At 65.8% G+C, this 24072-nt stretch carries 24 protein-coding genes; 10 read left to right on the top strand and 14 right to left on the bottom strand.

Annotated features, from left to right (window positions below; genetic code table 11):
• Positions 1 to 57 precede the first annotated feature (57 nt).
• Entirely contained in the window at positions 58 to 543 is a 486-nt protein-coding gene (locus LDO15_RS00650) for an Hsp20/alpha crystallin family protein (protein WP_223982835.1), read from the bottom strand.
• A 186-nt stretch (positions 544 to 729) separates the two neighbouring features.
• Between LDO15_RS00650 and LDO15_RS00645 the strand changes: the two genes are divergently transcribed.
• Positions 730 to 1323 (top strand): NAD(P)H-dependent oxidoreductase, encoded by a 594-nt coding sequence (locus tag LDO15_RS00645; RefSeq protein WP_223982832.1) that lies wholly within the window; start codon positions 730 to 732, stop codon positions 1321 to 1323.
• Between the two features lie 34 nt (positions 1324 to 1357).
• Here the strand turns inward: LDO15_RS00645 and LDO15_RS00640 are convergent, their stop codons facing one another.
• The 6 genes from LDO15_RS00640 to LDO15_RS00610 all read right to left on the bottom strand — a co-directional run bounded on the left by LDO15_RS00640 (position 1358) and on the right by LDO15_RS00610 (position 8352).
• Positions 1358 to 2176 (bottom strand): GAF domain-containing protein, encoded by an 819-nt coding sequence (locus tag LDO15_RS00640; RefSeq protein WP_223982829.1) that lies wholly within the window; start codon positions 2174 to 2176, stop codon positions 1358 to 1360.
• 547 nt (positions 2177 to 2723) lie between these two features.
• Positions 2724 to 3224, bottom strand: a complete 501-nt coding sequence (locus LDO15_RS00635) for an isochorismatase family protein (RefSeq protein ID WP_223987652.1) — start codon at positions 3222 to 3224, stop codon at positions 2724 to 2726.
• 35 nt (positions 3225 to 3259) lie between these two features.
• The gene (locus LDO15_RS00630) at positions 3260 to 4786 is read right to left on the bottom strand and encodes an NAD-dependent succinate-semialdehyde dehydrogenase (RefSeq protein ID WP_223982826.1); all 1527 of its coding nucleotides are present in this window, start codon (positions 4784 to 4786) and stop codon (positions 3260 to 3262) included.
• 32 nt (positions 4787 to 4818) lie between these two features.
• Entirely contained in the window at positions 4819 to 5283 is a 465-nt protein-coding gene (locus LDO15_RS00625; protein WP_223982823.1) for a riboflavin kinase, read from the bottom strand.
• A gap of 598 nt (positions 5284 to 5881) precedes the next feature.
• Positions 5882 to 7312, bottom strand: coding sequence for a cytosine permease (locus LDO15_RS00615; RefSeq protein WP_223982818.1), 1431 nt, complete (start codon positions 7310 to 7312; stop codon positions 5882 to 5884).
• 101 nt (positions 7313 to 7413) lie between these two features.
• A complete protein-coding gene (locus LDO15_RS00610; RefSeq protein ID WP_223982815.1) occupies positions 7414 to 8352 on the bottom strand; it encodes a flavin reductase in 939 nt (312 codons plus the stop codon).
• A 140-nt stretch (positions 8353 to 8492) separates the two neighbouring features.
• On the opposite strand from LDO15_RS00610, the gene LDO15_RS00605 reads away from it, so the two are divergent.
• From LDO15_RS00605 to LDO15_RS00575, 7 genes are all read left to right on the top strand, one after another.
• Positions 8493 to 9173 carry a GntR family transcriptional regulator gene (locus tag LDO15_RS00605; protein ID WP_223982812.1) on the top strand — a complete coding sequence of 227 codons (681 nt, stop codon included), beginning with the start codon at positions 8493 to 8495 and terminating at the stop codon, positions 9171 to 9173.
• A gap of 66 nt (positions 9174 to 9239) precedes the next feature.
• A complete protein-coding gene (locus LDO15_RS00600) occupies positions 9240 to 9848 on the top strand; it encodes an amino acid synthesis family protein (protein ID WP_223982809.1) in 609 nt (202 codons plus the stop codon).
• Positions 9845 to 10399 carry an amino acid synthesis family protein gene (locus LDO15_RS00595; protein ID WP_223982806.1) on the top strand — a complete coding sequence of 185 codons (555 nt, stop codon included), beginning with the start codon at positions 9845 to 9847 and terminating at the stop codon, positions 10397 to 10399. Before LDO15_RS00600 ends, LDO15_RS00595 begins: the two co-directional genes overlap by 4 nt.
• Positions 10400 to 10411: 12 nt before the next feature.
• Entirely contained in the window at positions 10412 to 11149 is a 738-nt protein-coding gene (locus tag LDO15_RS00590; protein ID WP_223982803.1) for an alpha/beta fold hydrolase, read from the top strand.
• Positions 11139 to 12626, top strand: a complete 1488-nt coding sequence (locus LDO15_RS00585) for an aldehyde dehydrogenase (RefSeq protein WP_223982800.1) — start codon at positions 11139 to 11141, stop codon at positions 12624 to 12626. The genes LDO15_RS00590 and LDO15_RS00585 overlap by 11 nt, the downstream gene beginning before the upstream one ends.
• 5 nt (positions 12627 to 12631) lie before the next feature.
• Positions 12632 to 12889: a tautomerase family protein gene (locus tag LDO15_RS00580; protein ID WP_223982797.1), complete on the top strand. Its 258-nt coding sequence runs from the start codon at positions 12632 to 12634 to the stop codon at positions 12887 to 12889.
• The gene (locus tag LDO15_RS00575) at positions 12889 to 13956 is read left to right on the top strand and encodes an LLM class flavin-dependent oxidoreductase (RefSeq protein ID WP_223982794.1); all 1068 of its coding nucleotides are present in this window, start codon (positions 12889 to 12891) and stop codon (positions 13954 to 13956) included. Before LDO15_RS00580 ends, LDO15_RS00575 begins: the two co-directional genes overlap by 1 nt.
• A 181-nt stretch (positions 13957 to 14137) precedes the next feature.
• Here LDO15_RS00575 and LDO15_RS00570 read toward each other — a convergent pair whose 3' ends face one another.
• The 7 genes from LDO15_RS00570 to glnT all read right to left on the bottom strand — a co-directional run bounded on the left by LDO15_RS00570 (position 14138) and on the right by glnT (position 21785).
• A complete protein-coding gene (locus LDO15_RS00570; protein WP_223982790.1) occupies positions 14138 to 14791 on the bottom strand; it encodes an XRE family transcriptional regulator in 654 nt (217 codons plus the stop codon).
• 28 nt (positions 14792 to 14819) lie between these two features.
• Positions 14820 to 16076, bottom strand: coding sequence for an allantoate amidohydrolase (locus tag LDO15_RS00565; RefSeq protein ID WP_223982787.1), 1257 nt, complete (start codon positions 16074 to 16076; stop codon positions 14820 to 14822).
• 92 nt (positions 16077 to 16168) lie between these two features.
• Positions 16169 to 17317: an FAD-dependent oxidoreductase gene (locus tag LDO15_RS00560; RefSeq protein WP_223982785.1), complete on the bottom strand. Its 1149-nt coding sequence runs from the start codon at positions 17315 to 17317 to the stop codon at positions 16169 to 16171.
• On the bottom strand, positions 17317 to 18690 hold the full coding sequence (locus LDO15_RS00555; RefSeq protein ID WP_223982783.1) for an FMN-binding glutamate synthase family protein: 1374 nt from the start codon (positions 18688 to 18690) through the stop codon (positions 17317 to 17319). The genes LDO15_RS00560 and LDO15_RS00555 overlap by 1 nt, the downstream gene beginning before the upstream one ends.
• A 9-nt stretch (positions 18691 to 18699) precedes the next feature.
• Positions 18700 to 19461 (bottom strand): protein glxC, encoded by a 762-nt coding sequence (locus LDO15_RS00550; RefSeq protein WP_223982781.1) that lies wholly within the window; start codon positions 19459 to 19461, stop codon positions 18700 to 18702.
• Positions 19449 to 20354 (bottom strand): glutamine amidotransferase, encoded by a 906-nt coding sequence (locus LDO15_RS00545; RefSeq protein ID WP_223982779.1) that lies wholly within the window; start codon positions 20352 to 20354, stop codon positions 19449 to 19451. The genes LDO15_RS00550 and LDO15_RS00545 overlap by 13 nt, the downstream gene beginning before the upstream one ends.
• A 42-nt stretch (positions 20355 to 20396) precedes the next feature.
• On the bottom strand, positions 20397 to 21785 hold the full coding sequence (gene glnT, locus LDO15_RS00540) for a type III glutamate--ammonia ligase (protein WP_223982777.1): 1389 nt from the start codon (positions 21783 to 21785) through the stop codon (positions 20397 to 20399).
• Positions 21786 to 22125: 340 nt separating this feature from the next.
• On the opposite strand from glnT, the gene LDO15_RS00535 reads away from it, so the two are divergent.
• Together LDO15_RS00535 and LDO15_RS00530 are read left to right on the top strand one after the other, a co-directional pair.
• Positions 22126 to 23415 (top strand): ammonium transporter, encoded by a 1290-nt coding sequence (locus LDO15_RS00535; protein WP_223982775.1) that lies wholly within the window; start codon positions 22126 to 22128, stop codon positions 23413 to 23415.
• A 64-nt stretch (positions 23416 to 23479) separates the two neighbouring features.
• A complete protein-coding gene (locus LDO15_RS00530) occupies positions 23480 to 24022 on the top strand; it encodes a HutD family protein (protein ID WP_263428336.1) in 543 nt (180 codons plus the stop codon).
• The last annotated feature ends 50 nt before the right edge of the window (positions 24023 to 24072 follow it).

Raw genomic sequence — 24072 nt, 5'->3', positions numbered from 1 at the left:
CCCCGATCAGCCCCGCGAGGGACACCCCAGGGCTGACTGGCGGGCGGACTAGCGTGGCTATTCGCGGGTGATGGGGAGCTTGGTCGTCTTGGGCTCTGCCAGCGCCTGCGCCGGCACAGGCGTGCGGACTTCGAGGACGCCGTCCTTGTAGGTGGCTTTGATGTCTTCCTCCTTCACATCCTGCGGCAGCGGCAGGGTGCGCAGGAACGAGCCGTAGCGGAACTCGGACCGGTAGCTGTCCTTGCCCTTCTCCTCTTTTTCTTCCTTGCGTTCGGCGCGGATCTGGAGGGCCCCGTCAACCACCGAGACGTCGATGTCCTTGTCCGGATCCAGGCCCGGCGCCTCGGCCCGGATAACCAGCGTGTTGCCGTCGAGGAACTCCTCGACGCGGATCGGCATCGGCTGGTTTTCCTCCTGGAACATCCGGTCCATGGCGTCCCACAAGTCCGACGGTGACCTGCGGAACAAATCAACCGGACTCGTGCGGGATCTGTCCGGCCAGCGGCTGGAATGGAACGGTGACCACTTGTGCAATTCAGACATGACAGATCTTCCTGTTGGTTGCGCTTGGGTGCCCGAGACGGGCTGATACGTCCAGTAGACGCCCGCGGACGCGGCCCGGGCAGGGACCAAAGACCCGTGCCGGACGGCGGCTGCTGCGGAAGTTTCGTGCCGTCCGGGTTGTTGTAGATAAGTGGGCTGAGAACTACCTCCGGAAAGGAGCCCGCGATGATTCGCATCGCTATAGTGCTTGGAAGCACCCGGCCCGGGCGCCTCGGAACGGCAGTCGCCGGCTGGGTGAAGTCCCGGGCATCAGAACGCGGCGATGCCACCTTTGATGTCCTCGACATCGCAGACTTCCGCCTCCCGCTGCTCGACGAGCCGCTGCCGCCCTCCTTCGGCCGATACAGCCACGCGCATACCAAGGCGTGGTCCGAGGCTGTCGACGGGTTTGACGGCTACATCTTCGTCACCGGCGAGTACAACCACTCCATCCCCGGGGCGCTGAAGAACGCCCTGGACTACCTGTACAAAGAGTGGAACAACAAGGCGGCAGGGTTCGTCAGCTACGGAAGCAGCGGCGGCATCCGCGCCGTCGAACACCTGCGGGCGGTGGCCGGAGAGCTGCAGATGGCGGATGTCCGGGCCCAGGTCGCGCTGCCCTTTGCCACTGAGTTCGAGAACTACCGCACCTTCCTTCCCACAGCGGCCGCGGAGAAGAGCCTGCAGATCCTGTTCGGCCAGGTGATCGCCTGGGCCGGGGCCCTGAAGACCCTCCGCCCGGACCGGGCCCGCGGCGATGACCCCGGTGTCGCCGCCTGACGCGTTCCGGCAGCCCGGGTGACCCGGCGTTGGCCTAAGCCGGGGTCTCTGCTCTCCGACGCCGTCGACGGGCGGGGGGTGCGTCCCCGGCGTGGGGTGCCGGGATTTGAGGGCTGGGAGGGGACCCTCCCGGGCTTTGACCGGAATCGGGCACGAGGACTCGGACCGCGCCCTCGGCTGCTTCCCGGGCACCGCCGCTCGCGGCGCTCCGAAGGTAGTCAAGCGCCCCCTCTTCACTGAACCCGAAGTCCCTCACCAGGGTCCGCAACGCCAGCCCCGCCAGCACCCGGGAAAGCTGCGCCGAGGACAGCTCGGCACTCGCCCCGGACCGGAGCGCCAGCTGTTGGACCAGACCCAGCGTCCGGGAGACCTCACGGGCCAGACGCGCCGCCGCCGTGATGTCCGCGCTGGTGAAGACATGCGGCCACGGTGCATACAGGTTCACGGCGGCACGGAAAACTTGTGGAGGGACCAGCGGGAAGGAGAGGAGCGACCCTACTCCCTCGGCCGCGGCGGCGCTGGCATAGCCGGGCCAGCGGCGTTCCAGGGAGGTGTCCCCCACAGACACAAACTCCCCGTTGCGCACCGCCGTGCGGGCCGGCCCGTCATCGAAGGACCGCTGTGCCTCATCCGCGGCGCGCGCCGGTGCGCTTCCCGCGGTCAGGGTGAGGGTCTCCCCGGACCGGAGAAAGGTGATCGCCCAGCTGATCCCCCGGCCCGGACCGCCGATGTCGTCAACGAGCCCGCTCACGACCTCGCTGAGGTAGGCGCCGATGTCCGGGTTGTTGAAGTGCGTTTCCCAGAAAGGGGCGTGAGGATCCTGCCTGCTGTCTGTTGCCGTTCCTTGGGTCATGTTCCACGCTCGAGATCAAAGCACGCAGCTCACTGCTGAACCGATGAAAACAGCATACGTCCGAGGGGACACCGCCGCGCCGCCCAATCTGCCGGCCCAATGTGCCGCAGAATCTGCCGCCGCCGAAGGTTCCCCTTAAGGGCCGCGCCGCGGCGGCCCAGGGAAGTTCAAACGTCCTGCCCTGGACCGCCTGCCCCGGCTTCAACACCAGTCGCGGACGACCCGTCCGCCGTGGCACCACTATTTATACCCGCGTTCGCCCGGTCCCAAAAGAGCCATTGTGCCTGTAGCGGCCCGCTGCCGGACCATCAACGATGCGGGCCGCATGGGTGTGCTCCGGATCCTGCTTCCAGGACGCACAGTTGACTGACATTTGAGCTGGCCCTACGATTTCCACAGGCGCCCCGATGCAACCCCCAATGGCATTGGGGCGCTTCCATGCCCGCGGCCGGATTGCCCAAGCCGCCTGCCGAGAGTGAAGACGGGGAGTCAGCGGCGTCCGCCGTGGCGGGCCGTCGCGCGTTGCCGCCGATTCGCAGGGAGGCGGTCACCTAGGGACGGTGTCGCTATTGACGACGTTGATCATTGGGGACAGTAGCTCCAGAAGGCTTAGCGCCTGGTCATGCGCAGCGTCGCTCTGGCCGGCGCACGCGTCTCCGACCACCGTCACGTACCGACCTGCATCCGCGGCACCCAGGGCGGTAGCGAGGATGCAACAGTCGGTTGCCACACCGGTGAGGATGATCTCCTCCCCGACGGGAATCCGTTCTGCCAACTCTTGACCCCATTTAGAGAACGTCGGGAGGTCTACGGAGCCTGTGGCCTCGATGCCTGGAAGCTCTATATCCCAGATCGGATCATCGGGATCCAGGCGCATGCTGTGCCAGCGGTCATAGTAAGAGGACCACGAGCCGTTTTCCGCGGGGTCGGGGATAAAGCGTGTGATGATGGGCTCCAGTCCGGAGGCTGCCAGGCGCGCGATGGTTCGGGCGGCCTCGTCGTACCGAGGAATGTGCCATTCCCCCGTTTGGCGGAAGGCGCGTTGCATGTCAATCACGACGAGGTGACGCTTTGCCCTGCCCGTCATGATTTCTGGTCTTCCCGGCCGGCGTATGGGTCTGCGATGCCGATGTATTGGGTGGTGGTGTATTCGGCGATGCCTTCCGTGCCGCCTTCGCGGCCCAGGCCGGACTGCTTGACGCCGCCGAAGGGGGCGGCAGCGTTGGAGATGACACCGGCGTTGAACCCGACCATGCCGAATTCGATCTGCTCAGCAACCCGTAGGAGCCGGTTGAAGTCGCGGCTGTAGAGGTAGGAGGCGAGTCCGTATTCGCTGGCGTTGGCGAGCCGGATGGCGTCCTCTTCGGTGGCGAAGGTGGTCACGGGGGCTACGGGTCCGAAGATTTCCTGGCGCAGGATCTCGGCGTCGTTCGGCACGTTGGCGAGCACGGTGGGCGGGTAGAAGTACCCGGCACCCTCTTCCGGCGCGCCGCCGGTGACGGCGGTTGCCCCGGCATCGACGGCGGCACTCACCAGCGCGTGCACGTCGTCGCGGGCGCCGGCGTCGATGAGCGGGCCCACCTGGGTGGTCGGTTCGGTTCCGCGGCCGGTGGTCAGGGCGCTCATGGCGGCGGCGAATTTCCGGGTGAATTCCTGTGCCACGGATGCCTGGACCAGGAAGCGGTTGGCAGCAGTGCAGGCCTCGCCCATGTTCCGCATCTTGGCGGCCATCGCGCCTTCCACTGCCTTGTCCAGGTCCGCGTCCTCGAACACGATGAACGGGGCGTTGCCGCCGAGCTCCATGGAGGTGCGCAGGACATTCTGTGCGGCGTCGGCCATCAGGCGTTTGCCCACCGGCGTGGAGCCGGTGAAGGAGACCTTGCGCAGCCGCGGATCGGCCAGCAGCGGCCCGGAGATCCCGGCGGCACTGGCGGAGGCCACGACATTCAGGACCCCGGCGGGCAGGCCGGCGTCGAGCATGGTCTGGGCGAACAGTTGTGAGGTCAGCGGCGTGAGCTTGGCGGGCTTGAGCACCATGGTGCAGCCCGCGGCGACGGCGGGCGCGACCTTGCGGGTGGCCATGGCGAGCGGGAAGTTCCAGGGGGTGATGAGCAGGCAGGGTCCTACCGGTTTGTGCTGGACCAGGATCTTGTTCTTGCCTTCGGGGGTGGTGAGGTAGCGGCCGTAGTCGCGGACCGTTTCTTCGGAGAACCAGCGCAGGAATTCGGCACCGTAGGCGACTTCGCCACGGGCTTCGGCCAGTGGCTTGCCCATTTCCAGGGTCATCAGCAGGGCGAAGTCCTCGGCGCGCTCGGTGACCAGGTCAAAGGCGCGGCGCAGAATTTCGGCCCGTTCCCGGGGCGCGGTCCGGGCCCAGGAGGCCTGGACCTTGTCGGCGGCGTCGAGGGCGGCGACGGCGTCCGCGCTGGTGGCGGAGGCGAGGGTGGCGAGGACCTCCCCGGTGGCGGGATCGTGGACATCGAACGTGCCGCCGTCGGACGCGTCACGCCATTGCCCGTTGATGAGGAGGCCGGTGGGGACGGAGGCGAGGAGCTGTGCTTCATGCTCGGTGGTCACGATCTCGGTGGTCGTGGTGTTTCCTTCAGCCACTTAGGGCTCCTTCCAAAGGCTTCATGGATTGATCATTGTGCGGCAGCCAACGTCCGGGGCAGTTGCTCAGGCCACAACGCGGCGCCGCCCTCGTGGTGCGTTTCTGGCGGGACGAGCCAGGGATAGTGCTTTTGCGCCCAGTTCCGCGTTGCTGCGACGTCGCGGCGCAGTTGCGCGGCCAGGGCGTCAATACTTGGGAACGCTTGTTGGTCCCGCAGCTTGACGGCCAGGGCGACAGTCAGTTTCTGTCCGTAGAGGTCGTCGTTGAAGTCCAGGAGATGGGCTTCGAGCAGCCTGTTTCCCTCCTGGGCGTAAAAGGTCCGCCGTCGTCCGACGGAAACTGCCGCGACGCTGGACTTTCCGGAGTCGGTCCGGATCACGGCGGCCCATACCCCGTCCTCGATCTGGTCGTCGGAGAGCTGGATGTTGGCGGTAGGGAACCCGAGTGTCCTGCCTCGTTCGTCCCCGTGTTCGACGATGCCTTGAATGACCGTCATAATCTTGCTCCGTGATTGTGCCGCGCACCGGCCGCCTCGAGGACCTGATCCAGCCATGCCACCCGATTGCTGAACCGCCGGACCTTCGACGGCGCCGCCCAGCGGAAATCGTCATGTTCGTCATTGATGGTCAATTTGCGTCGCGAGGTAGCCGCTGTGAAGGTGTGCACCAGCCATGGGCTGCCCCTGTGGTCTGTTAGCAGGAGCGGTTCGCCCTGCCGGAAATCGGTTAGGTCGTTCTGGGTAAGCCCTGTTTCCTCACGAAGTTCCGTGATGGCTTGCCCTTCCGGAGAGGTTCCAGGCTCGAGGTAGCCGGTGATGCAATGCCAGCGCCCGCGGTCATGTCCGACGGACTGGCTTCGCCTGAAGAGGGCTATTCGTCCGTGTCTCTGGACGACCACAGCCACTACCGCACGGGGTTGGGTTTGTGCGGGTGAATGTGCCTGTCCGCTTGCCCGTAACAGCGTTGCGCTACTCATGGTGCTCCTCGTCCGGCTCGATCGTTGTGGGGCAGGTGGGGTTGTACCGCATGGCCCCCGGCAGTCCGGGGCGGTGCCTGGACCGGTGGCTCCCCGCGTCCGCGGGGAGCCACCGGGCTTTAGAGGGTCTGTCCGGCGCTGCTGCGGTCGAGCATTTCGTGTCCCGAGAGGCGCTGGCGCCGGTGGGTGGCGAAGTAGACACCCACCGCGACGGCGGCCCCGACATAGTAGGAGAGGTCTCCGATCTGGGGGAACGCCGCTGCGATCGGACCGGTGTAGATCGAGGACATCCAGAACGGCGATGAGAGGACGACGCCCGCGGCCCAGGCCACGAAGCCCCACTCGAACTTCCTGCTCTTGTCGAAGAGTTCGCGGAGACCTCGTTCAGTGCGGCGTCCTCCGAAAAGGTAGTCGCACACGAGGACCGCTACGTACGGGGCAATGCAGTAGGCGGTCAGGTTGAGGAACGCGGTGAAACCTGCGTTGAACCCTTCCTGGCCGAACAAAGCGACGAGGTAGGAGGCGACACAGATGACCACGACGGCGGTGTGGCGTTTGACGGGCACTCCCATGGTCTGGATGGATATCGCGCCGCCGTAGACGTTCAGAAAGTTTTGGGTGAAGGAAGACAATGCGACGACGCCCAGTCCGACGGCGGCCCAGGGTCCCATGACCTCTTTAAGGGCGCCGATGCTGTCGGACGCGGTGGTGGTGGATCCGAGGAGGGTCCCAAGGATTCCCATCCAGACCAGGGTGATGAAGTTTCCGAGCATGGTGGCCTGGCTGGCACCGCGCCTGTTGCCGGGCGTGTTGGGGAGGTAGCGGGAGTAATCGGATGCGAATGGCATCCAGGCGACGATGAAGGAGAAGAACCATCCAAAGAAGATGATCCATCCGCCAATGCCGTCAAAGCCCGGGGCGGATTCATTGACAACGTTGACGATGCGTCCGTTGGCAGCGGCAACGATGGTGATGAAGGCGAAGCCGATCACCAGAACGAAGGACAGGATGCGCTGGAGGAAGTGGATCAGGTTGTATCCGATGACCGCTACGCCGAGCTGGATGCCCATGAGAATAAGCGACGAGAGCCAGAACGGAATGCCGGTCAACAGCGAGATGGCCTGTCCGCCGAGAATGACGGTCACGGCGGCCCAGCCAATGCCGGCGAAGACATTCACATAGGCGACCGGGAACAGGTTGCCGATGAATCCGAGAGGTCCTCGGCCCTGCATCTGCTGCGGGACGCCCAGCCGGACGCCCATGGCCGACAGGTATCCCATTCCTGCCGAGGAGGTCACGCCGGCGAGGACAATCGCCAGGGCGGCGGCCCAGAAGGGCAGGCCGAAGTAGGCGGCGCTGAAGCCGAGGACGACGATGGGGAAGTTCATGCCTGCCGCGAACCAGAGGAAGAACTGCGAGCGGGGCTTGCCGTGGCGTTCCACGTCGGGGATGTGTTCAATGCCGTAAGGCTCGATTTTGGTGAGGCTGTTGCGGTAGCCGCGGTCTTCGGCGACACTGTTTTCGGCAGCGCGCATGGTGTCTTCGCTCATTTTTGTCCTAAAGTTGGATGCGCACCCTGGTGCGCTGCTTGCGAGCAGATTGGGTCGGCGCGGCTGGTTTCCTGTCCGAGGGTGGTCAGCCGCGCCGGAACTTAGAGTTCGGTGAGGTCTGCGCCGTCATAGAAATGCCCGGCTTTGTAGACCATGGGTGCCGTGTTGTCGATCTCGGCGTGCCGGACCCGGCAGATAAAGACGGTATGGGTCTTTGCTTGGAATCGTTCCTGAATTTCAGCCTCGAGGGATGCGGCCGAGCCGTCCAGGAGCGGGCTACCTTTCGGGCCCTCGTGCCAGTCGAGCTCCGCAAACTTGTCCGGGGCCTTGGAAGCGAAGACCCGGACTGTATCCTTCTGTCCCGTGCCCAGGATGTTGATGCCGAGGTGGCTCGAGGAGAACAGCGCCGGATAGGTGCTGGAGGTCTTCTGGACACAGACGAGCACGAGTGGTGGCTCGACGGAGACTGAGCAGTAGGAATTCGCGGCCAGTCCTTTGGGGGTTTCGCCTTCCTTGGTGGTGACCACGGTGACGCCGGTGATGAACTGGCGGTTGAACGCTTTCATCAAGTCCGCGTCGAGCTCCGGGAAGTCGTTGCCCTCTCCAACCTCTTGTGCGGCTATTCCGCGCAGCGGGCGAATCCCGAGGCCGGCCAGCAGCTCGCCGCCGTCCCACGTCACGGTTTCCTTCGTGATCTTCCCGTCTTTGAGGATCAGGATGTTCGAGCCCCTGGTCTGAACGGTAAGCCCCGTTGCCGGGACACCGAGGTATTCGTGGGTGTGGGTGCCCGTGGACGTCCAGAAGACGGCCACCGTTTCCGCACTCTCTACGATGTCATCGATGGTCGTGCGCAAGTCCGGGAAAGCTTCCCTCACTGCGGCGATCTCGGTTTTGAGACCAGTGATGTCGACGGTTGCGCCTGTCGCCTTACTGGTGCGCGTGTAGTCAGCCGCCACGAGACCGTCGAGGGCATCTAAGTCGCCCCTGTCCCAAGCCGCGAGCCAGGCTGACGTGATCAGCGGTTCAAGTGTCTGTTGCATACCAATGACCGTAAGGCAGGTCACATGATCGCGTCAACAGAAACCTTGTAAAACCCTTAAATAGCGGCGATTCTGGGTCATTGCCAATGGCACCCTCCGGCTCTTGACTCTCTTCTTGCATGCAACATAAGCTGTCATGCATGCAAGAAGAAATGATGCTCAGTGTTGAAGCAGACGAGCGGAAGGGCCTCCTCGAAAAAATCCGGGGGCTCGTGTTGGGAGGTGATTTTCCTCCCGGCGCAGTGCTGCCGGAGGCTTTCCTCGCCCAGGAATTCGAAGTCAGCCGGACTCCGGTAAGGGAAGCACTCAAGCAGCTTCAGAATGAGGGACTGGTGGAGATCCGGCCGAAGGTGGGAACCTTCGTCCGCGAGCCGACCCACAGGGAGATCATCGAACTGTTCCAGCTAAAGGAGTCCCTCGAGGGGCTCGCCGCATCGCTGCTCGCCCGCCGCGGCGAAACGCCCGAGCTGTCTGCCCTTCGTCTGAACCTCGAAGACTCCGAGGCCGCCGTCCTCACGAACGACAGCGAGGCCTATGCCCGGCTGGTACACGAGTTTCACTGGACCATCGTCCGGGGCTCGGACAATCTCAAACTTGCCGAGCACTATGAGCGACTCATGAACCAACTCGCCTACCACCGGCTGGTCCTGCGCACTATTGAGCACCCGGGCAGGATCGCAGCCTCCACCCGCGAGCACCGCGCCGTCCTCGAAATGATCGAAAACAAAGACCCCTTCGGCGCCGAAACCGCCATGAGGAACCACGTCCATGCCTCGTCCCGAGAGGCCCTCACCGAACCGGCGCAGTCGCTCCGGAACTGAACCAACCACGAAAGGAAGCCATGCGCTTCTCCATTTTTCACGCGGGGCCAATTAAGGGGCCAACTAATGGGTGACCAGGGCTCGGGCATCCGCAAGATCGTCTTTTACAGCGAGGAGATCCTGCTGGAGAACGGCCTGTCCCCCTCAGTTCCCGCAGTCCGTGCCACGGCAGCGGCCGTGGTCTCCAACCCCTGGCTGGGCGGAAAGCCCACCGATGACCTGAACGAGGAAGTCGTTCAGCTAGCCCCCGTGCTGGCACGCAGGCTCACCGAGGTGCTCACGAAGGAACTCGGGGGCGTGGACGCAATCCAGGCCTTCGGTAAAGCGGCGATTGTCGGCACCGACGGAGAGATTGAACACGGCGCGGCCCTCATCCACACACCGTTCTTCGGCAACCTCGTGCGGGAGTATTTCGACGGCGAATCGATCATCTGCTTCGCCGATGACCGGGCCGACGCCGGCGCCTCACTCGTCGTGCCCCTCTGGCACAAGAACGCTGCCGCCACCCGCACGCACTACCAGACCATCACCGCGCGGATCAGCGACGCACCCCGGCCCGGAGAAATCGTCGTCGTAGTAGGCGCATCAACCGGACCCCGCCCGCACTCGCGCATCGGGGACCGACTCACCGACCCCGTCGTCAAAGCAGACACCCTAGGAGAACTAATTTCATGAGCATCCGCAAAATCGTTACCCTGACCGAAGACATCCTCATCGAGGGCGGCCGGGACGTCACGCCGAACGCTCGCGTCGCCGTCGTCGCGGCCATTATCAAAAACCCCTGGGCCGGAAAGGGGTTCGTCGAGGATCTCTCCACCGGAATCGACGGCAACGCCTCAGACATCGGCGCGCTACTCGCCCCCCGCGTGCTCGAAGCCCTCGGCGCCCCCGCCGAAGCGTACGGCAAAGCTGCCATCGTGGGCCTGAACGGTGAAATCGAGCATGGTTCCGGCCTGATCCACACCCTTGCCTTCGGAAACCATTTCCGTGACGCCGCGAATGCCACCACACTTTTGCCGGCCGTGGAAAAGCGCGGGCCGGCGGGTGTTGTGTTTGATATTCCGCTCAAGCACATCACCGACGCGACCATCCGCTCCCATCACCAGAGCATCGAGGTCCGGATCAATGACGCACCGCACGCCGACGAGATCGTGATCGCCCTCGCCGCCGCGGCTCAGGGTCGCCCGCAGCAGCGCCTCGCGGCGTTCGCCACCGAAACGAAGTAGGTGACCGTCGTCGTGAGCCGCGCCCGCATAGCACTGATCCACGGCGTCGGCCTCGACGGGTCGATGTGGGGGCCCCTGCGCGAATTCCTCGAACCGGAATACGACATTCAGGTCCTCGAACTCCTTGGGCACGGGACCCGGGAGGCTGCGCCCGAAGACGTGACCCTGGCCGGGCTCGCGGCGGACGTCGCGGAGCGCCTCGAGCCGGGCACCCACGTGGTGGGGTTCTCACTCGGTGCCCTCGTCGCGCAGCATCTGGCCCGGTTCCGGCCCGACCTGGTTGCCTCCCTGGTCTCCGTCGCATCGGTGTGCGACCGTACGGAGCAGGAGCACGCTGCGGTGATGATGCGCCTCGCCTCAGCGCAATCGGACTTTCCCGCGACGGTGGAGGCCTCCATCCTCAGGTGGTACCCGGAAGGCTCCCCCGTTCCGGCGGAACTGGTCGAGTCGACGAGGGAAGTCCTGCTTCGTAACGATCCCCGATCCTTCCTGGCCTGCTATCGCGTCTTCGCAACCGCAGATGCGGAAATAGCACCGGAACTCCCCCGGATCACCGTCCCCTCCCATGCCGTGACCGGTGAACTGGACCCGGGGTCGACCCCGGAAATGAGTGCCCGGCTGGCCGCGGCCGTCCCCGGCTGCACGTACTCCGTCATCAGCGGGGCCCGCCACATGATGCCGGTGGAGCGTCCCCAAGAGCTCGCCAACACCCTCACTGCTTTCTTCAAGGAGCATTCACATGTCGACTGATCGCCGCTACGAGCACTTCATCAACGGGGACTGGGTTCCCCCGTCATCCGGGGAGTACTTCGAAAGCACCAACCCGGCCACCCTGGACGTTCTCTACCGGGCCGCACGCGGTAACGAAGCCGACGTCGAGCGGGCAGTGTCATCCGCGGCGGCCGCCTTCGAAAACCCCGCATGGCGGGACCTCAGCCAGACAAAGCGCGGGCACCTTCTCCGGCGCCTGGGCGATCTCGTGGGCGAGCACGCGGACGAACTCGCCCGCATGGAATCCGAAGACAACGGCAAGCTTCTTCGGGAAATGCGCGCCCAGCTGACGGCGATGCCTGAGTATTACTACTACTACGCCGGGCTTGCCGACAAGATCCAGGGCGACACCATCCCGGGGTCCAGCCGGGCCATGCTGAACTACACACTCCGGGAACCCCTCGGGGTCGTGGGAGCCATCACGCCATGGAACTCGCCGCTGACGCTGACCACCAGCAAGCTGGCCCCCGCCCTCGCGACGGGCAACACCATTGTGATCAAACCGTCCGAATACACCTCTGCCACCGTTCTGCGCTTGGCCGCTCTGGCCGCCGAGGCCGGATTCCCGCCCGGTGTCATCAATGTCGTCACCGGCTTCGGCGCAGAAGCTGGGGCCGCACTCGTCGATGACCGCCGCTTGGCCAAAATCTCCTTTACCGGCAGCACCGCCACCGGCGCCCGCATTGCCTCCTCAACCGCATCCCGCTTCATCGGCTCAACGCTGGAACTGGGCGGAAAATCCCCGAACATCGTCTTCGCCGACGCCGACATAGCCAATGCATCCATGGGTGTGGTGGCCGGCATCTTCGCCGCGGCCGGCCAGACCTGCATCGCAGGCAGCCGCGTGTTCGCGCACAAATCCGTGTACGACGAACTGCTCGAACGGGTCGCCACCCGCGCCAGGAGCATCGTCATCGGAGACCCGCTCCTTGACGCCACCGAACTCGGACCGCTGGCCTTCCAGGACCAGCGGGACAAGGTCGCCAGCTACGTCGATCTCGGCGTCTCCGAAGGTGCGACCGTCCTGACCGGCGGCGGGCGTCCAAACACCGGCCTCGATGGCTACTTCTTCGAGCCCACCGTCCTGACCGATGTGGACAATTCAATGCGCGTGGTCAGGGAGGAGATTTTCGGGCCTGTCGCCGCGGTCATGCCGTTTGAAACGGAGGAGGAGGTGCTCCGCCTGGCGAACGACACCACCTACGGTCTGGCCGCCGGAATCTGGACCACCAACCTCTCCCGGGCCCACCGCATGGCCAGCCGTCTGGAGGCCGGCACCGTCTGGGTCAACACCTACCGCACCATGTCGCCCCAATCACCCCGGGAAGGCTTCAAAACCAGCGGCGTCGGAGTCGAACACGGCATCGAGAGCATCCGTGAATACACCAGGGTCAAGAGTGTCTGGATCAACACGGACGAGTCGCCCCTTGCCGACCCCTTCGTGATGAGGAGCTGAACACATTGCCCCTTATCGAAGTCTCCATCGCCCGGGGCCGGACCCCGGAGCAGCTCCGCTCGCTCATCAGCGAGCTTCACCTGGCCGCCGAACGCTCAGTGGGCGCGGCACCCGAAAACACCACCGTAATTATCCGTGAAATCGAACATGAACACTGGTCCCGCGGCAACCAAACCATCGCCGAACGCAACACAGCAGCCTTGGAAGCAGCACCCATCAACGAGGCGTCGGCAAACACCGCCGCCGAACGAAGGAGTCACTAATGCGCTTTTCCCTCTTCGCTCATATGGAGCGCTGGGACGAGACCGTCTCACACCGCGAATGCTTCGAGAACCTGACGGAGCTCGCCCTGATCGCGGAGGCCGGAGGGTTCAGTACCGTCTGGATTGGTGAGCACCACTCGATGGAGTACACCATCTCTCCCAGCCCCATGCCCCAGCTTGCATACTTGGCCGCGCGCACGTCGCGCATCCGTCTGGGTGCCGGAACGATCATCGCGCCCTTCTGGAACCCGCTGCGCGTAGCCGGGGAGACGGCGCTCCTGGACGTCATCAGCAACGGCCGCATGGAGGTGGGACTGGCACGTGGTGCTTACCAGTTCGAGTTCGACCGCCTCATGGGCGGCATGTCTGCAGTTGATGGCGGCAAACACCTGCGCGAGCTCGTCCCGGCCGTGCGCGCGCTCTGGGAAGGCGACTATGCCCACGACGGCGAGGTCTGGCAGTTCCCGACCTCGACCAGCGTGCCCAAGCCTCTGCAGAAGCCGACCCCGCCCATGTGGATCGCCGCCCGCGACATCTCCTCGCACGAGTTCGCCGTTGCCAACGGCTGCAATGTGATGGTGACGCCGCTGATGAAGGGCGACGAGGAAGTCGAAGACCTTGCGCACAAGTTCGACACCGCTGTGGAGAACAACCCCGGTGTCCCCCGCCCGGACCTGATGGTGCTCCGCCACACGCACGTCCACGCCGCAGACGAGCCCGACGGATGGCGACGTCCGGCCGAGGGCATCCAGAAGTTCTACCGGACGTTCGATGCCTGGTTCGGAAACAAGACCACTCCGAAGAACGGCTTCCTCGAGCCCAGCCCTGCGGAGAAGTTCGCCGACCGCCCGGAGTTCACACCTGAGGCCCTCCACCACACGGCAATGATCGGGACGCCTGACGAAGTGATCGAGCGGCTCCGCCACTACGAGGCACTCGGCGTCACCGAATTCAGCATCTGGGCCGACAACAGCCTGACCCATGAAGAGAAAAAGCGTTCGCTCGAACTTTTCATCGAGCACGTCGTGCCGGCCTTCCAGGAGCAGACCGCCACAGCGGCACGCTGACCTCAACTGGTGACTGAGCCACGACGATGGCTCCCTGCGCTGCAGGCTGGACGCCGGTTCCTGGATGACTGGGACGGTTCCAGCCTGCAGTGCGCTATGCCCTGGGCGCGGCCAGAGCGAACCTCCTGCTTCCTGAGGAACTGTGCGAGCGGAGATGCTCCAAGAAGGTAACCCGGCGGCTCTATCGTGCCGATATGGCCAGGAACTGGATGGGCAGATCCAGCAGCTCGAGCGGACCGTGGGGTCCTTCGCCGTCAAGCAGGAGCGAGTCACCGGCCTCCATGGCGTATTCGTAGGCGCCGTGGCCATAGACCATCTTGCCGGTGAGCATGTAGATGAATTCCGTGCCCGGGTGCTGGAACAAAGGAAACACGTCCGAGGCGTTCGTCAGAGTGACGAGCGTTGGCTCGATGGCATCGGTCCGGCCCTTCAGCGTGCCAAGCACCCGGTACTCGTGGCCGTGCTGGGTCCCGCTGCGTATGGTCAGGCTGCCCTGGCCGTTCTTAGTGAACGTGGCGTCCCGGTCGGTGTCCGCCCCGCGGAACAGCGCCGTGACCGGGATTTTCAGTCCGTCTGCCAGCCGCTGCAAGGTAGTCAGCGAGCAGGAGGTGCTGGCTGTTTCAATCTTCGAGATCATCGCCTTGGACAAGCCGGTCCGTGCGGCCAGCTCCGCAGAGGACAGACCGTTCGCGGTCCGGTAGCGGCGGACCTGCCCGGCGATGATGCGTTCGAGCTTGCCCGGCCCTTCTTCCGTGCCCGACGCCGGCCCGGCCCCTGTTTCCCCGGCCCCGGTTTCTGAGGGCTGGGCGGTGAAGGGGTTGGCGTTGTTGGTCATGGAGCCATCATAGGCGGGGGCCAGGGCCCTATCCGATCACCTGCGCTGTGCCCAGCAGGCCCGCCAAGGCATCGGCCAACGCAGCGGCGCCTTTCTCGGCGTCGTCGTCCTCGACGAGCTCGTCCGGCGAGTGGGATATGCCGGTGGGGTTCCGCACGAACAGCATGGCGGTGGGGATATGTCCGGTGAGAACACCGGCGTCGTGACCGGCACCGGTGTCCAGCACCGGTGCGCCGGGTAGCAGCGTCTGCAGCTGGTTGCGCAGCCCGGTGTCGAAGTGAACGGTGGGGCTCAGCGATTCCGTGCCGAAGCTGACTGTGCACCCTTCTTCGGCGGCGATCACCTGGGCGTTGAGGTGGATGGACTCCGCCAGGGCGGCGGTGATCTCGTCCCGCGGGTGCCGCAGATCGATCCACAGGTCCACCCGGGAGGCGATCACGTTGGTGCCTCCCGGCACCGGCTGGAGCCGGCCCACCGTGGCCCGGGCGTCACGATAGTTCTTGGCTGTGTCCCGAATGCCGATCATGATCTTCGCGGCGGCGATCATGGGATCCTTACGGTCCCCCATCAGGGTGGTTCCGGCATGGTTGCCTTGACCGTTCACGGAGAGTTTCCACCGCCCGTGCCCCAGGATGGAGGACCCGATCGCAACCGGCTGGTGAAGATCCACCAGCCCCCTTCCCTGTTCGACATGGAGTTCGACAAATACGCCCAGCTGCTGCAGGGTCTTGCGGTCGGCTCCGATGAACCGCGGGTCCTGTCCGCCGGCGGCGGCGACGTCGGCGTAGGTGTTCCCGTCCGGGTCCTTCAGGTTGCGGGCTTTGTCGGCGTCGATGGCTCCCGTCAGCAGCCGCGAACCCAGGCACGCGACACCGAAGCGGGAGCCTTCCTCTTCCGGGAACACCGCGATGGCCAACGGCCTGCGCGGGCGCAGGCCCCGGCTCTTGAGGATATCGACGGCGATCAGTGCCGACGCTACGCCCAGAGGCCCGTCGAACTCGCCCCCGCCCGGAACGGAATCCAGATGGCTGCCCGTCACGACCGCGTCCCGGCGGGCGCCGGTTGCCGTGTCCCACCACGCCCAAAGAATGCCGTTCCGGTCGGTGCCGACGTCCAGCCCGCGCCGGGCAGCCTGCTCGGCGAACCAGTGACGGAGATCGGTTTCCGCCGTTGAGAAGACCGGCCGCGAGTAGCCGCCGCGCGTTTTGTCCCGGCCGATGCCGGAGATGTCCCGCAGGAGGCCGGATACGGTGGCGGTTGCCGTTGGTGTCGCCGAAGTGGTCACGGGATGGTCCGTTCTGTTGCTCGAGGGATTTTCACGGGTAGGCGGAGCGAAGCGGTTCAGCGGGCGCTGACCGGTTATTTGGCGCTGACCGGCTAAGTGGCGCCGATCCGGGCGGTGGCCGGGCGGAAGCGTGGGGGCACGCCGCCGGTGCCGGTGGCGAGGTCGGCCGCCCACTGTCCGATCAGCGGCGCGAACTTGGCGCCGTGTCCCGAACACGGGGAGAGAACCGTGATTCCCTCTGCCCGGTCGATGAGGAAATCCTCGTTCGGGGTGTTCGTGAACAGGCACGTGGCTTCCGCGTACGGCTCGGGGTCGAGTCCGGGGAGGTACTTTTTCACGTAGTCCACCACCCGGCCGCGGTTGGCGGGGTCCACAATTCCGGTCTGCCTGGCAGCTGACGGAATGAACTTTCCGCCGTTGTACTCCGCCACCTTTTGCCCGGCGAAGCCCGCGTCCCGGCCGCCCGGAAGCCCGTAGGTCTGAATGTCGGCGCTCTTGTGGATGAAGGTCGGCCAGGCGGCCACACTGCCGGAGAACTCGCGGTAGCGGAAATGGTAGGCCTGTTCCTGCCGGACCGTGATCTCCGGCAGGCCGGCCAGGAACCCGGCCGGCACCGGGAGCCGGCCCAGCAGCTGCGGCAGCCAGCCGCCGGCGCTGATGATCACGTTGCCGGCAGTGATTTCCTTCCCCCCGGCAGAGGCCAGCCGGTAACCGCCGCTGGTCTTTGTCACGCTGGTGACGTCCCAGCCTGTCAGGAGCCGGGCGCCGTGCCGCACCGCCTGGCCGGCCATCGCGTGGACCGCACTCTCGGCGTCGATCACTCCGGCACCGGGGTGCCAGAGGACGGGGGTGTCGAAGGAGAACTGGGGCCAGCGGGACCTGGCGTCGGCGGCGCTGAGGAGTTCGTGCTCCACTCCGGCGTCCGCGAGGACCCGGGCGAGAACCTCGGGCTGCCGATCGGGCCCGTAGTCCACGGCGCCGAAGGGACTGATCAGCGCCTGGCCGCTGGCCCGGTCGAGGTCGTCCCACAGGGCCTTGGACTCGATGACTGCCCGGGTGTAGAACTCGTCCGGGTAGGCGTAGCGGAAGATCCGGGCCGAGCCGTGCGAGCTCCCGTCGTGGCTGGCCGGGACGGTGCGTTCCAGGATCGTGACGTCGTGGCCGCGTGAGGCCAGCTGCCAGGCCGTGGCGGCGCCGGCCAGGCCTGCGCCGACCACGACATATTCAGATGATTCGGTCATCACTTGGCTCCCGGGATCCAGCTCGTGCCGGCCAGCGGCACGCGGGCCATGGCGGATGCTTCGATGGTGAGGGCCACGAGGTCTTCGGGTTCGAGGTTGTGCAGGTGGGACTTGCCGCAGGCGCGGGCGATGGTCTGGGCTTCCATGGTCAGGACGCGGAGATAGTTGGCCAGGCGGCGTCCGCCCGCGATCGGGTCGAGCCGGGAGGACAGTTCGGGGTCCTGGGTGGTGATGCCGGCGGGGTCGCGGCCGTCCTGGAAGTCGTCGTAGAAGCCCGCGGCGGAGCCGAGCGCGGCGTATTCGGCGGCGTAGCGGGGATCGTTGTCGCCTAGGGCGATCAGCGCCGCGGTGCCGATCGCGACGGCGTCGGCGCCCAGGGCCATGGCCTTGGCGACGTCGGCGCCGGTGCGGATGCCGCCGGAGACGATGAGCTGGACCTTCCGGTGCAGGCCGAGTTCCTGGAGGGCCTGGACGGCTTGCGGGATGGCGGCCAGGGTGGGGATGCCGACGTTTTCGATGAAGACCTGCTGCGTGGCGGCGGTGCCGCCTTGCATTCCGTCGACGACGACGACGTCGGCTCCGGCCTTCACGGCCAGGGCGGTGTCGTAGTAGGGGCGGGAGGCGCCGATCTTGACGTAGATGGGGGTTTTCCAGTCGGTGATTTCGCGCAGTTCGCCGATCTTGATTTCGAGGTCGTCGGGGCCGGTCCAGTCCGGGTGGCGGCTGGCGGAGCGCTGGTCGATACCGACGGGCAGGGTGCGCATTCCGGCGACGCGTTCGGTGATTTTCTGTCCCAGCAGCATGCCGCCGCCGCCGGGCTTGGCGCCCTGGCCGAGCACGATCTCGATCGCATCGGCCTTGCGGAGGTCGTCCGGGTTCATCCCGTAGCGGGACGGGAGGTATTGGTAGACGAGGTGCTTGGACTGGCCGCGCTCCTCGGGAGTCATGCCGCCGTCGCCGGTGGTGGTGGAGGTGCCCACTTCGCTGGCGCCGCGGCCCAGGGCCTCCTTGGCGTTGGCTGACAGGGCGCCGAAGCTCATGCCGGCGATGGTCACGGGGGTCTGCAGGTGCAGCGGCCGGCTTGCGTGGCGGTCGCCGAGGATGACGTCGGTGTCGCACTTTTCGCGGTAGCCCTCGAGCGGGTAGCGGGACATGGACGCCCCCAGGAACAGCAGGTCATCGAAGTGCGGGACCTTCCGCTTGGCCCCCCAGCCGCGGATGTCGTAGACGCCGGTGGCGGCGGCCCGCTGGATGTCCGCGATGGTGGCGCGGTCGAAGGTTGCCGATTCGCGCAGGCCCAGCTCTTCGGTGTGCTGTGCAGGGGTGAGGTGGGCGGGGGAAACCGTGTCCTGGGGCAGTGAGGTGATGGTCATGGAGTGTCCTTAGTACGACGTCGAGTTGTGGACGCTGAAGTGGTAGAGGTTCCGGGCCGATCCGTAGCGCCGGAAATCCGCCGGGTCCTCGGTGCGGCCGGCTGCGGCGAGCAGGCCGGCGAGCTCGTCGAGGTGTTCGGCGGTCATGGGCTTTTCGATGCAGTCCGCCCCCAGCGATGCAACGGTTCCCCTGACGTAGATCCGGGCCTCGTAGATGGAGTCACCGAGGGCTTCCCCGGCATGGCCGCAGACCACCAGCCGGCCGGCCTGGGCCATGAAGGCTGACATGTGGCCGATGTTCCCGCCGACCACGATGTCCACGCCCTTCATGGAGATGCCGCAGCGCGCTCCGGCGTTGCCGTCGATCACCACGAGACCGCCGTGGCCGGTGGCCGCCGCCGACTGGGAGGCGTCCCCGGTGACGTGCACTTTTCCGGACATGATGTTTTCGGCGAGCCCGACGCCGGCGTTCCCGTTGATGGTCACCTCGCCTTTTTGGTGCATGCCGGCGGCGTAGTAGCCGGCATGGCCGTCAATGGTCACGTCGATGTCGGCGTCGATCCCGACCGCGAGGCTGTGTTTCCCGCCCGGGGTTTTGACGGTCCAGGCCTGGCCGTCGGTGGCCTGGTGCAGGGCCTGGTTGAGGTCGCGGACGGAGCTTCCGGCCAGGTCGATCAGGGTGGCGCCGTCAATCAAGGTGGCGCCGGCGCTTGCGGTGCCTGCTGTGGCTGTCGAGGTGTGGGCGGTTTCGGGGGCTGTCAGAGTGACCATGTGTAGACCTTTCCGGGTTCCGGTTCAAAGATGCGGGCTGTTTCGATGCCGGGCAGGGCTGCCAGGGCGCGGTATTCGGAGGCCATGGCCACGTAGTCGTCTGTTTCGGCGATGATGGCGGGCTTGCAGGCGATCGGGTCCCGGACCACGGCCATGCTGTCGGCGGTGGTGACCACCAGGGTGTAGAAGCCGTCGAAGACCTTGCCGAGGTTGGTGAGCGCCGTTTCGAGGTCGTCGCCCTGCTGCAGGCGGGAGGCGATGTAGCGCGCGCCCACTTCGGTGTCGTTGTCGGAGTCGAAGACGACGCCGTCACGCACCAGGTTTCGCCGGATGGTGGCGTGGTTGGAGAAGGAGCCGTTGTGCACCAGGCACAGGTCATCCGCCACGGAGAAGGGGTGGGATCCTCCGGCGGTGACGGCGGATTCGGTGGCCATGCGGGTGTGCGAGAGACCCTGGCTGCCGGACATCGCTTCCAGCCCGTGCTCGGCGGCGATCTCCATGGGGTGGCCGACGCTCTTCATGACGGCCACGTGTTCGCCGCGGCCAATGATGGTGGCTTGCGGGAGCGTCTCGCTGACGGCCTTGACGAGCAGCCCGGTCCCGACGGCGGCACTCACGAGCGTGGTGTCACCCACCACCTTCACGGCTGCTGCGGCCGACGGGAGGAGGGCAGCCAGCGCTGCCGTGATGTCGGTGACGGGCAGGCCCTGGTCCTTGCCGAGCAGGCTGAGCGTGGCGGTTCCTTCGGAGACCAGGCCCGGGGTGTCGTAGACGGCCAGCCCGGCAGAGTCCGGCCCGCGGTCCACAATCTGGCACAGCATGGATGACAGGAGGCTCCCCATCTGGGGGTGCAGCGAAGGGTTGCGCAGCTGCAGCGCGGCTATTCCACACATTGGTGTGTCCTTTACTTGGTGGTTGGTCAGATCGACGACGGGCTAGATTGAAGTCAAATATGCGCGGATTTCCCAGTCACTGACCTGGTTGTGCCAGCTCAGGAACTCCTCTTCCTTGGCGTCCGCGTAGTACCTGCCGATTTCCTCATCGCCGCTGAGGCTGGCGAGGATGACCGGGTCACGGCGCAGGGCCTCGACGGCGTGCAGCAGCGTCGCGGGAAGAAGGTGGGCCTCCGGCTTCGCCTCGCCGGGGCCGGAGGGCGCTCCCGGGTCGGTGGCGTTCGCGACCCCGTCCAGCCCGGCTTCAATCGCCGTGGCGATGGCCAGGTAGGGGTTGGCGGAGCCGTCCCCGGAGCGGAGTTCGATCCGTTTTTCGTCCGGGACCCGGATCATGTGGGTTCGGTCGTTTCCGCCGAACGAGGCCTTCCGGGGCGACCAGGTGGCGCCGGAGGAACTTGTGGTCGCCCCGGAACGCTTGTAGGAGTTGACCGTCGGGGCCAGGAACGCCTGGAGCGCCGGCGCGTGGTTGAGGATGCCGCCAATGAACGAGTACGCAAGGCCTGACAGCCCGAGTCCCCGTCCGCCGTCGTCCCCGGGAAACAGCGCCTTGGCGCCGGACCACAGCGAGAGGTGGAAGTGCAGGCCGGTGCCGGTCCGGTCGGTGAAGGGCTTGGGCATGAACGTGGCGGTCATGCCGCGCTGCTCCGCAAGGATGTTCAGGATGTAGCGCAAAGTGACCACCCGGTCCGCCGTCGTGAGGGCGTCGGCGTAGTTGAAGTTCTGTTCAAACTGGCCGGCTGCGTCCTCGTGGTCGTTGGCGTAGTTGCCCCAGCCCAGGCCGTTCATCGCCTCCGAGATGGAGCTCAGGTGGTCGTACATGCGGGTGACGCCGCGGGCGTCGTAGCAGGGGCGGGGCGAGTCGTCACGGGCGTCGGCTGTGCTCAGGGAGCCGTCGGGGTTCTTGTTGACCAGGAAGTACTCCACTTCCGCGCCCACCTTGGCCTGCATTCCCTGCCCGGCAAGGCGGGAGAGCGTGTTCTTCAGAATGACGCGCGGGGCATAGGGCCACGGCTTGCCGTCCACGTGCGGATCGCAGTGCACGATCGCCAGGCCCTCGCGGATGAACGGCACGGGCGTGAAGGAGGCCAGATCGGGGACCGCAATGAGGTCGGAGTCCTGCGGCTTCTGGCCGATCAGTCCGGCCGCGTAGCCGGCAAACCCCATGGCTCCGCGCTCGAGCTCGTCCGCGGCCTCGACCGGAACCAGCTTGGCGCAGGGCTTGCCGGTCATGTCGACGAACGTGGCAAGAATGAAGCGGACGTCATGGGCCCTGGCGATGTCCGCCAGGGAAATGTCTCCGGCGTTCGTCGGGACCGCGGCGGTTGATAGCGCAGAGGCACTTGGTAGTGCAGGGGTTGCGAGACTTGTCATCGGAACTGTCCTGTTCAATCGTTGTTACCTGCTGGGAAACCTTGTTGAACCACAGTAGTCAAAATGATGTTACGGACGTGCTCCCTGTTTGTTAAATCCGGATGACGGCCCCGGCGCCCGATTGGAACGCGGAATTAACGCCACCGAAACCCATGGTCGTTCACTGGCGTGAATCATGGTTTCACCCCACTACTCGATTGTGGGGGCCGAAACCGCCCGGGCCCGCCGCACACCGCAGATACCGGGACTCGGTCGCCAGCGGGCTGAGGCTTACCCGCACCCGCTAAACTTCCCCGGCCATTCCGGCCGCCAGAACCCGTTCCCCGATTGGAGAGTTTCCATGAATTCTGGAGATGTCGCCTGGATCCTCGCCGCCAGCGCCTTGGTCTGCATGATGATCCCCGCCCTGGCCCTGTTTTACGGAGGCATGGTGGGGTCCCGCCGGATCCTGAACATGATGATGATGTGCTTCGGCGGCGTGAGCATCGTCGCCGTGCTGTGGGCCGTGTTCGGATACTCGATAGTCTTCGGCAACTCGGTCGGCGGCGCCGGCCTCATAGGCGACGTCACCGAGTATTTCGGCATGGAGCAGCTGCTCGCCGAAGACCCGGCCGCACCCATACCGGCGGCCCTGTTCGCGGCCTTCCAGCTGTTTTTCGCCGGTATCACCACCGCGATCATTGCCGGCGCCGCTGCGGGGCGCATGAAATTCGGCGCCTGGATGACGTTCGCAGCCCTCTGGGCAACGCTGGTCTACTTTCCGGTCGCTCACTGGGTTTTCGCCTTTACCTCGGCAGACGGCAGCGTCACCGGAGGGTGGATCGTCAACAGCCTCAAGGCCATCGACTTCGCCGGCGGAACCGCAGTGCACATGAACGCCGGCGTCGCCGCCCTCGCCCTTGCCCTGGTCCTGGGACGCAGCGCGGGCTGGCCGAAGAGCGAACACGCCAAACCCCACAGCCGGCCCCTCGTCCTGGTAGGCGCCGGGCTGCTCTGGGCCGGATGGTTCGGCTTCAACGCCGGGTCCGCCCTCACCGCGGGCCAGTCCGCATCCGTCGTATTCCTGAACACCGCGGTGGCCGGCGCCGCCGGCCTGCTCGCCTGGACACTGGTGGAACGGTTCAGGCTCGGCAGCGCCAGCAGCATGGGAGCCGCCTCCGGCCTGATCTCGGCCCTCGTCGCTATCACCCCGGCGTGCGGCGCGGTCAGCCCGCTCGGCGCCCTGGCCATCGGGGCCATCGCCGGCGCCGTATGCTCCCTGGCCATTGAACTGAAGTTCCGGCTGGGCTTCGATGACTCGCTCGACGTCGTCGGGGTGCACCTGATCGGCGGCATCATCGGAACGCTCCTGATCGGCCTCTTCGCTACCGACGCTGCCCCGAACAAGGTAAACGGGCTCTTCTACGGCGGGGGCCTGGACCTCCTCGGCATCCAGGCCGTGGCAACCGTGGCCGTGCTCGCCTACTCCTTTGCCGTGACGTGGATTATCGCCAAGGTCCTCAACGTCACCATGGGGCTCCGGATTCACGAGGCCGATGAACTGCTCGGTATCGACATCGCGGCCCACTCCGAGGCCGCCTACCTGATCGATGAAGAACCCGTCGAGCTCGGCTCCCCGCACCGTGCCTAGCCCTTCACAGCCAGCTACACCGCTCCACCAGCGTTCAATCGTTCATACGGACCGCCTGCCCCGAATGCCTTGGAAAAACGGGGCAGGCACCACCCGTGAAATTGCCGTCTTTCCGGCTCCGGGCGAGAACACCGAGATCCGGAGTACCGGGTTCTGGTGGCGCATCAGCGTGGCCGACATCGTTCAAGACGCCGCGTTCTCGACGTTCGACGACGCCGACCGGCAGTTCCTCGTGGCCACCCCCTCAGCCCTGATCCTGGACGTCGCAGGTGCCGAACGCGCGGTGTGTCAGGGCCGGCCCGTAGCCTTCTCCGGCGAGGACGAGGTGGCGGTCAAGGTTGTCACCGGACCCACATCCGTCATCAACCTCATCACGCGCCGGTCCGCGTGTTCGGGGGCGATTGACGTCCAGCTGCAGGACGGACGCGTTGCCATTTCTTCCACCGCCGTCGCCGTGGTCCTCCTGGCCGGATCTGCCCGGACCGGCGAGGGGCGGAAGCTGGTTCCAATGCAATTCCTCCTGCCCGGACCGGAGCCCGAGACCCTGGATTGTGAATCCGCAATAGTGGCCGTGATCCACGTGCACGCCGCGACGGAAGCCGGGTAGCGGAGAGGGATTTCACCCCCTGCGGGTGAGGCCCACGCCCGCATCGAGGC

The sequence above is a fragment of the Arthrobacter sp. NicSoilB8 genome, from assembly GCF_019977355.1.
GTDB lineage: Bacteria > Actinomycetota > Actinomycetes > Actinomycetales > Micrococcaceae > Arthrobacter.
Note: the sequence above shows the minus strand (reverse complement) of the source record. Positions and strands in the feature narration are given on the sequence as shown.

Bases quoted from the DNA above. Each gene is read 5' to 3' on its own strand.
- LDO15_RS00650 (WP_223982835.1), bottom strand. From the start codon at position 543: ATGTCTGAATTGCACAAGTGGTCACCGTTCCATTCCAGCCGCTGGCCG.
- LDO15_RS00645 (WP_223982832.1), top strand. From the start codon at position 730: ATGATTCGCATCGCTATAGTGCTTGGAAGCACCCGGCCCGGGCGCCTC.
- LDO15_RS00640 (WP_223982829.1), bottom strand. From the start codon at position 2,176: ATGACCCAAGGAACGGCAACAGACAGCAGGCAGGATCCTCACGCCCCT.
- LDO15_RS00635 (WP_223987652.1), bottom strand. From the start codon at position 3,224: ATGCAACGCGCCTTCCGCCAAACGGGGGAATGGCACATTCCTCGGTAC.
- LDO15_RS00625 (WP_223982823.1), bottom strand. From the start codon at position 5,283: ATGACGGTCATTCAAGGCATCGTCGAACACGGGGACGAACGAGGCAGG.
- LDO15_RS00615 (WP_223982818.1), bottom strand. From the start codon at position 7,312: ATGAGCGAAGACACCATGCGCGCTGCCGAAAACAGTGTCGCCGAAGAC.
- LDO15_RS00610 (WP_223982815.1), bottom strand. From the start codon at position 8,352: ATGCAACAGACACTTGAACCGCTGATCACGTCAGCCTGGCTCGCGGCT.
- LDO15_RS00605 (WP_223982812.1), top strand. From the start codon at position 8,493: ATGCAAGAAGAAATGATGCTCAGTGTTGAAGCAGACGAGCGGAAGGGC.
- LDO15_RS00600 (WP_223982809.1), top strand. From the start codon at position 9,240: ATGGGTGACCAGGGCTCGGGCATCCGCAAGATCGTCTTTTACAGCGAG.
- LDO15_RS00595 (WP_223982806.1), top strand. From the start codon at position 9,845: ATGAGCATCCGCAAAATCGTTACCCTGACCGAAGACATCCTCATCGAG.
- LDO15_RS00585 (WP_223982800.1), top strand. From the start codon at position 11,139: ATGTCGACTGATCGCCGCTACGAGCACTTCATCAACGGGGACTGGGTT.
- LDO15_RS00575 (WP_223982794.1), top strand. From the start codon at position 12,889: ATGCGCTTTTCCCTCTTCGCTCATATGGAGCGCTGGGACGAGACCGTC.
- LDO15_RS00570 (WP_223982790.1), bottom strand. From the start codon at position 14,791: ATGACCAACAACGCCAACCCCTTCACCGCCCAGCCCTCAGAAACCGGG.
- LDO15_RS00560 (WP_223982785.1), bottom strand. From the start codon at position 17,317: ATGACCGAATCATCTGAATATGTCGTGGTCGGCGCAGGCCTGGCCGGC.
- LDO15_RS00555 (WP_223982783.1), bottom strand. From the start codon at position 18,690: ATGACCATCACCTCACTGCCCCAGGACACGGTTTCCCCCGCCCACCTC.
- LDO15_RS00550 (WP_223982781.1), bottom strand. From the start codon at position 19,461: ATGGTCACTCTGACAGCCCCCGAAACCGCCCACACCTCGACAGCCACA.
- LDO15_RS00545 (WP_223982779.1), bottom strand. From the start codon at position 20,354: ATGTGTGGAATAGCCGCGCTGCAGCTGCGCAACCCTTCGCTGCACCCC.
- glnT (WP_223982777.1), bottom strand. From the start codon at position 21,785: ATGACAAGTCTCGCAACCCCTGCACTACCAAGTGCCTCTGCGCTATCA.
- LDO15_RS00535 (WP_223982775.1), top strand. From the start codon at position 22,126: ATGAATTCTGGAGATGTCGCCTGGATCCTCGCCGCCAGCGCCTTGGTC.
- LDO15_RS00530 (WP_263428336.1), top strand. From the start codon at position 23,480: ATGCCTTGGAAAAACGGGGCAGGCACCACCCGTGAAATTGCCGTCTTT.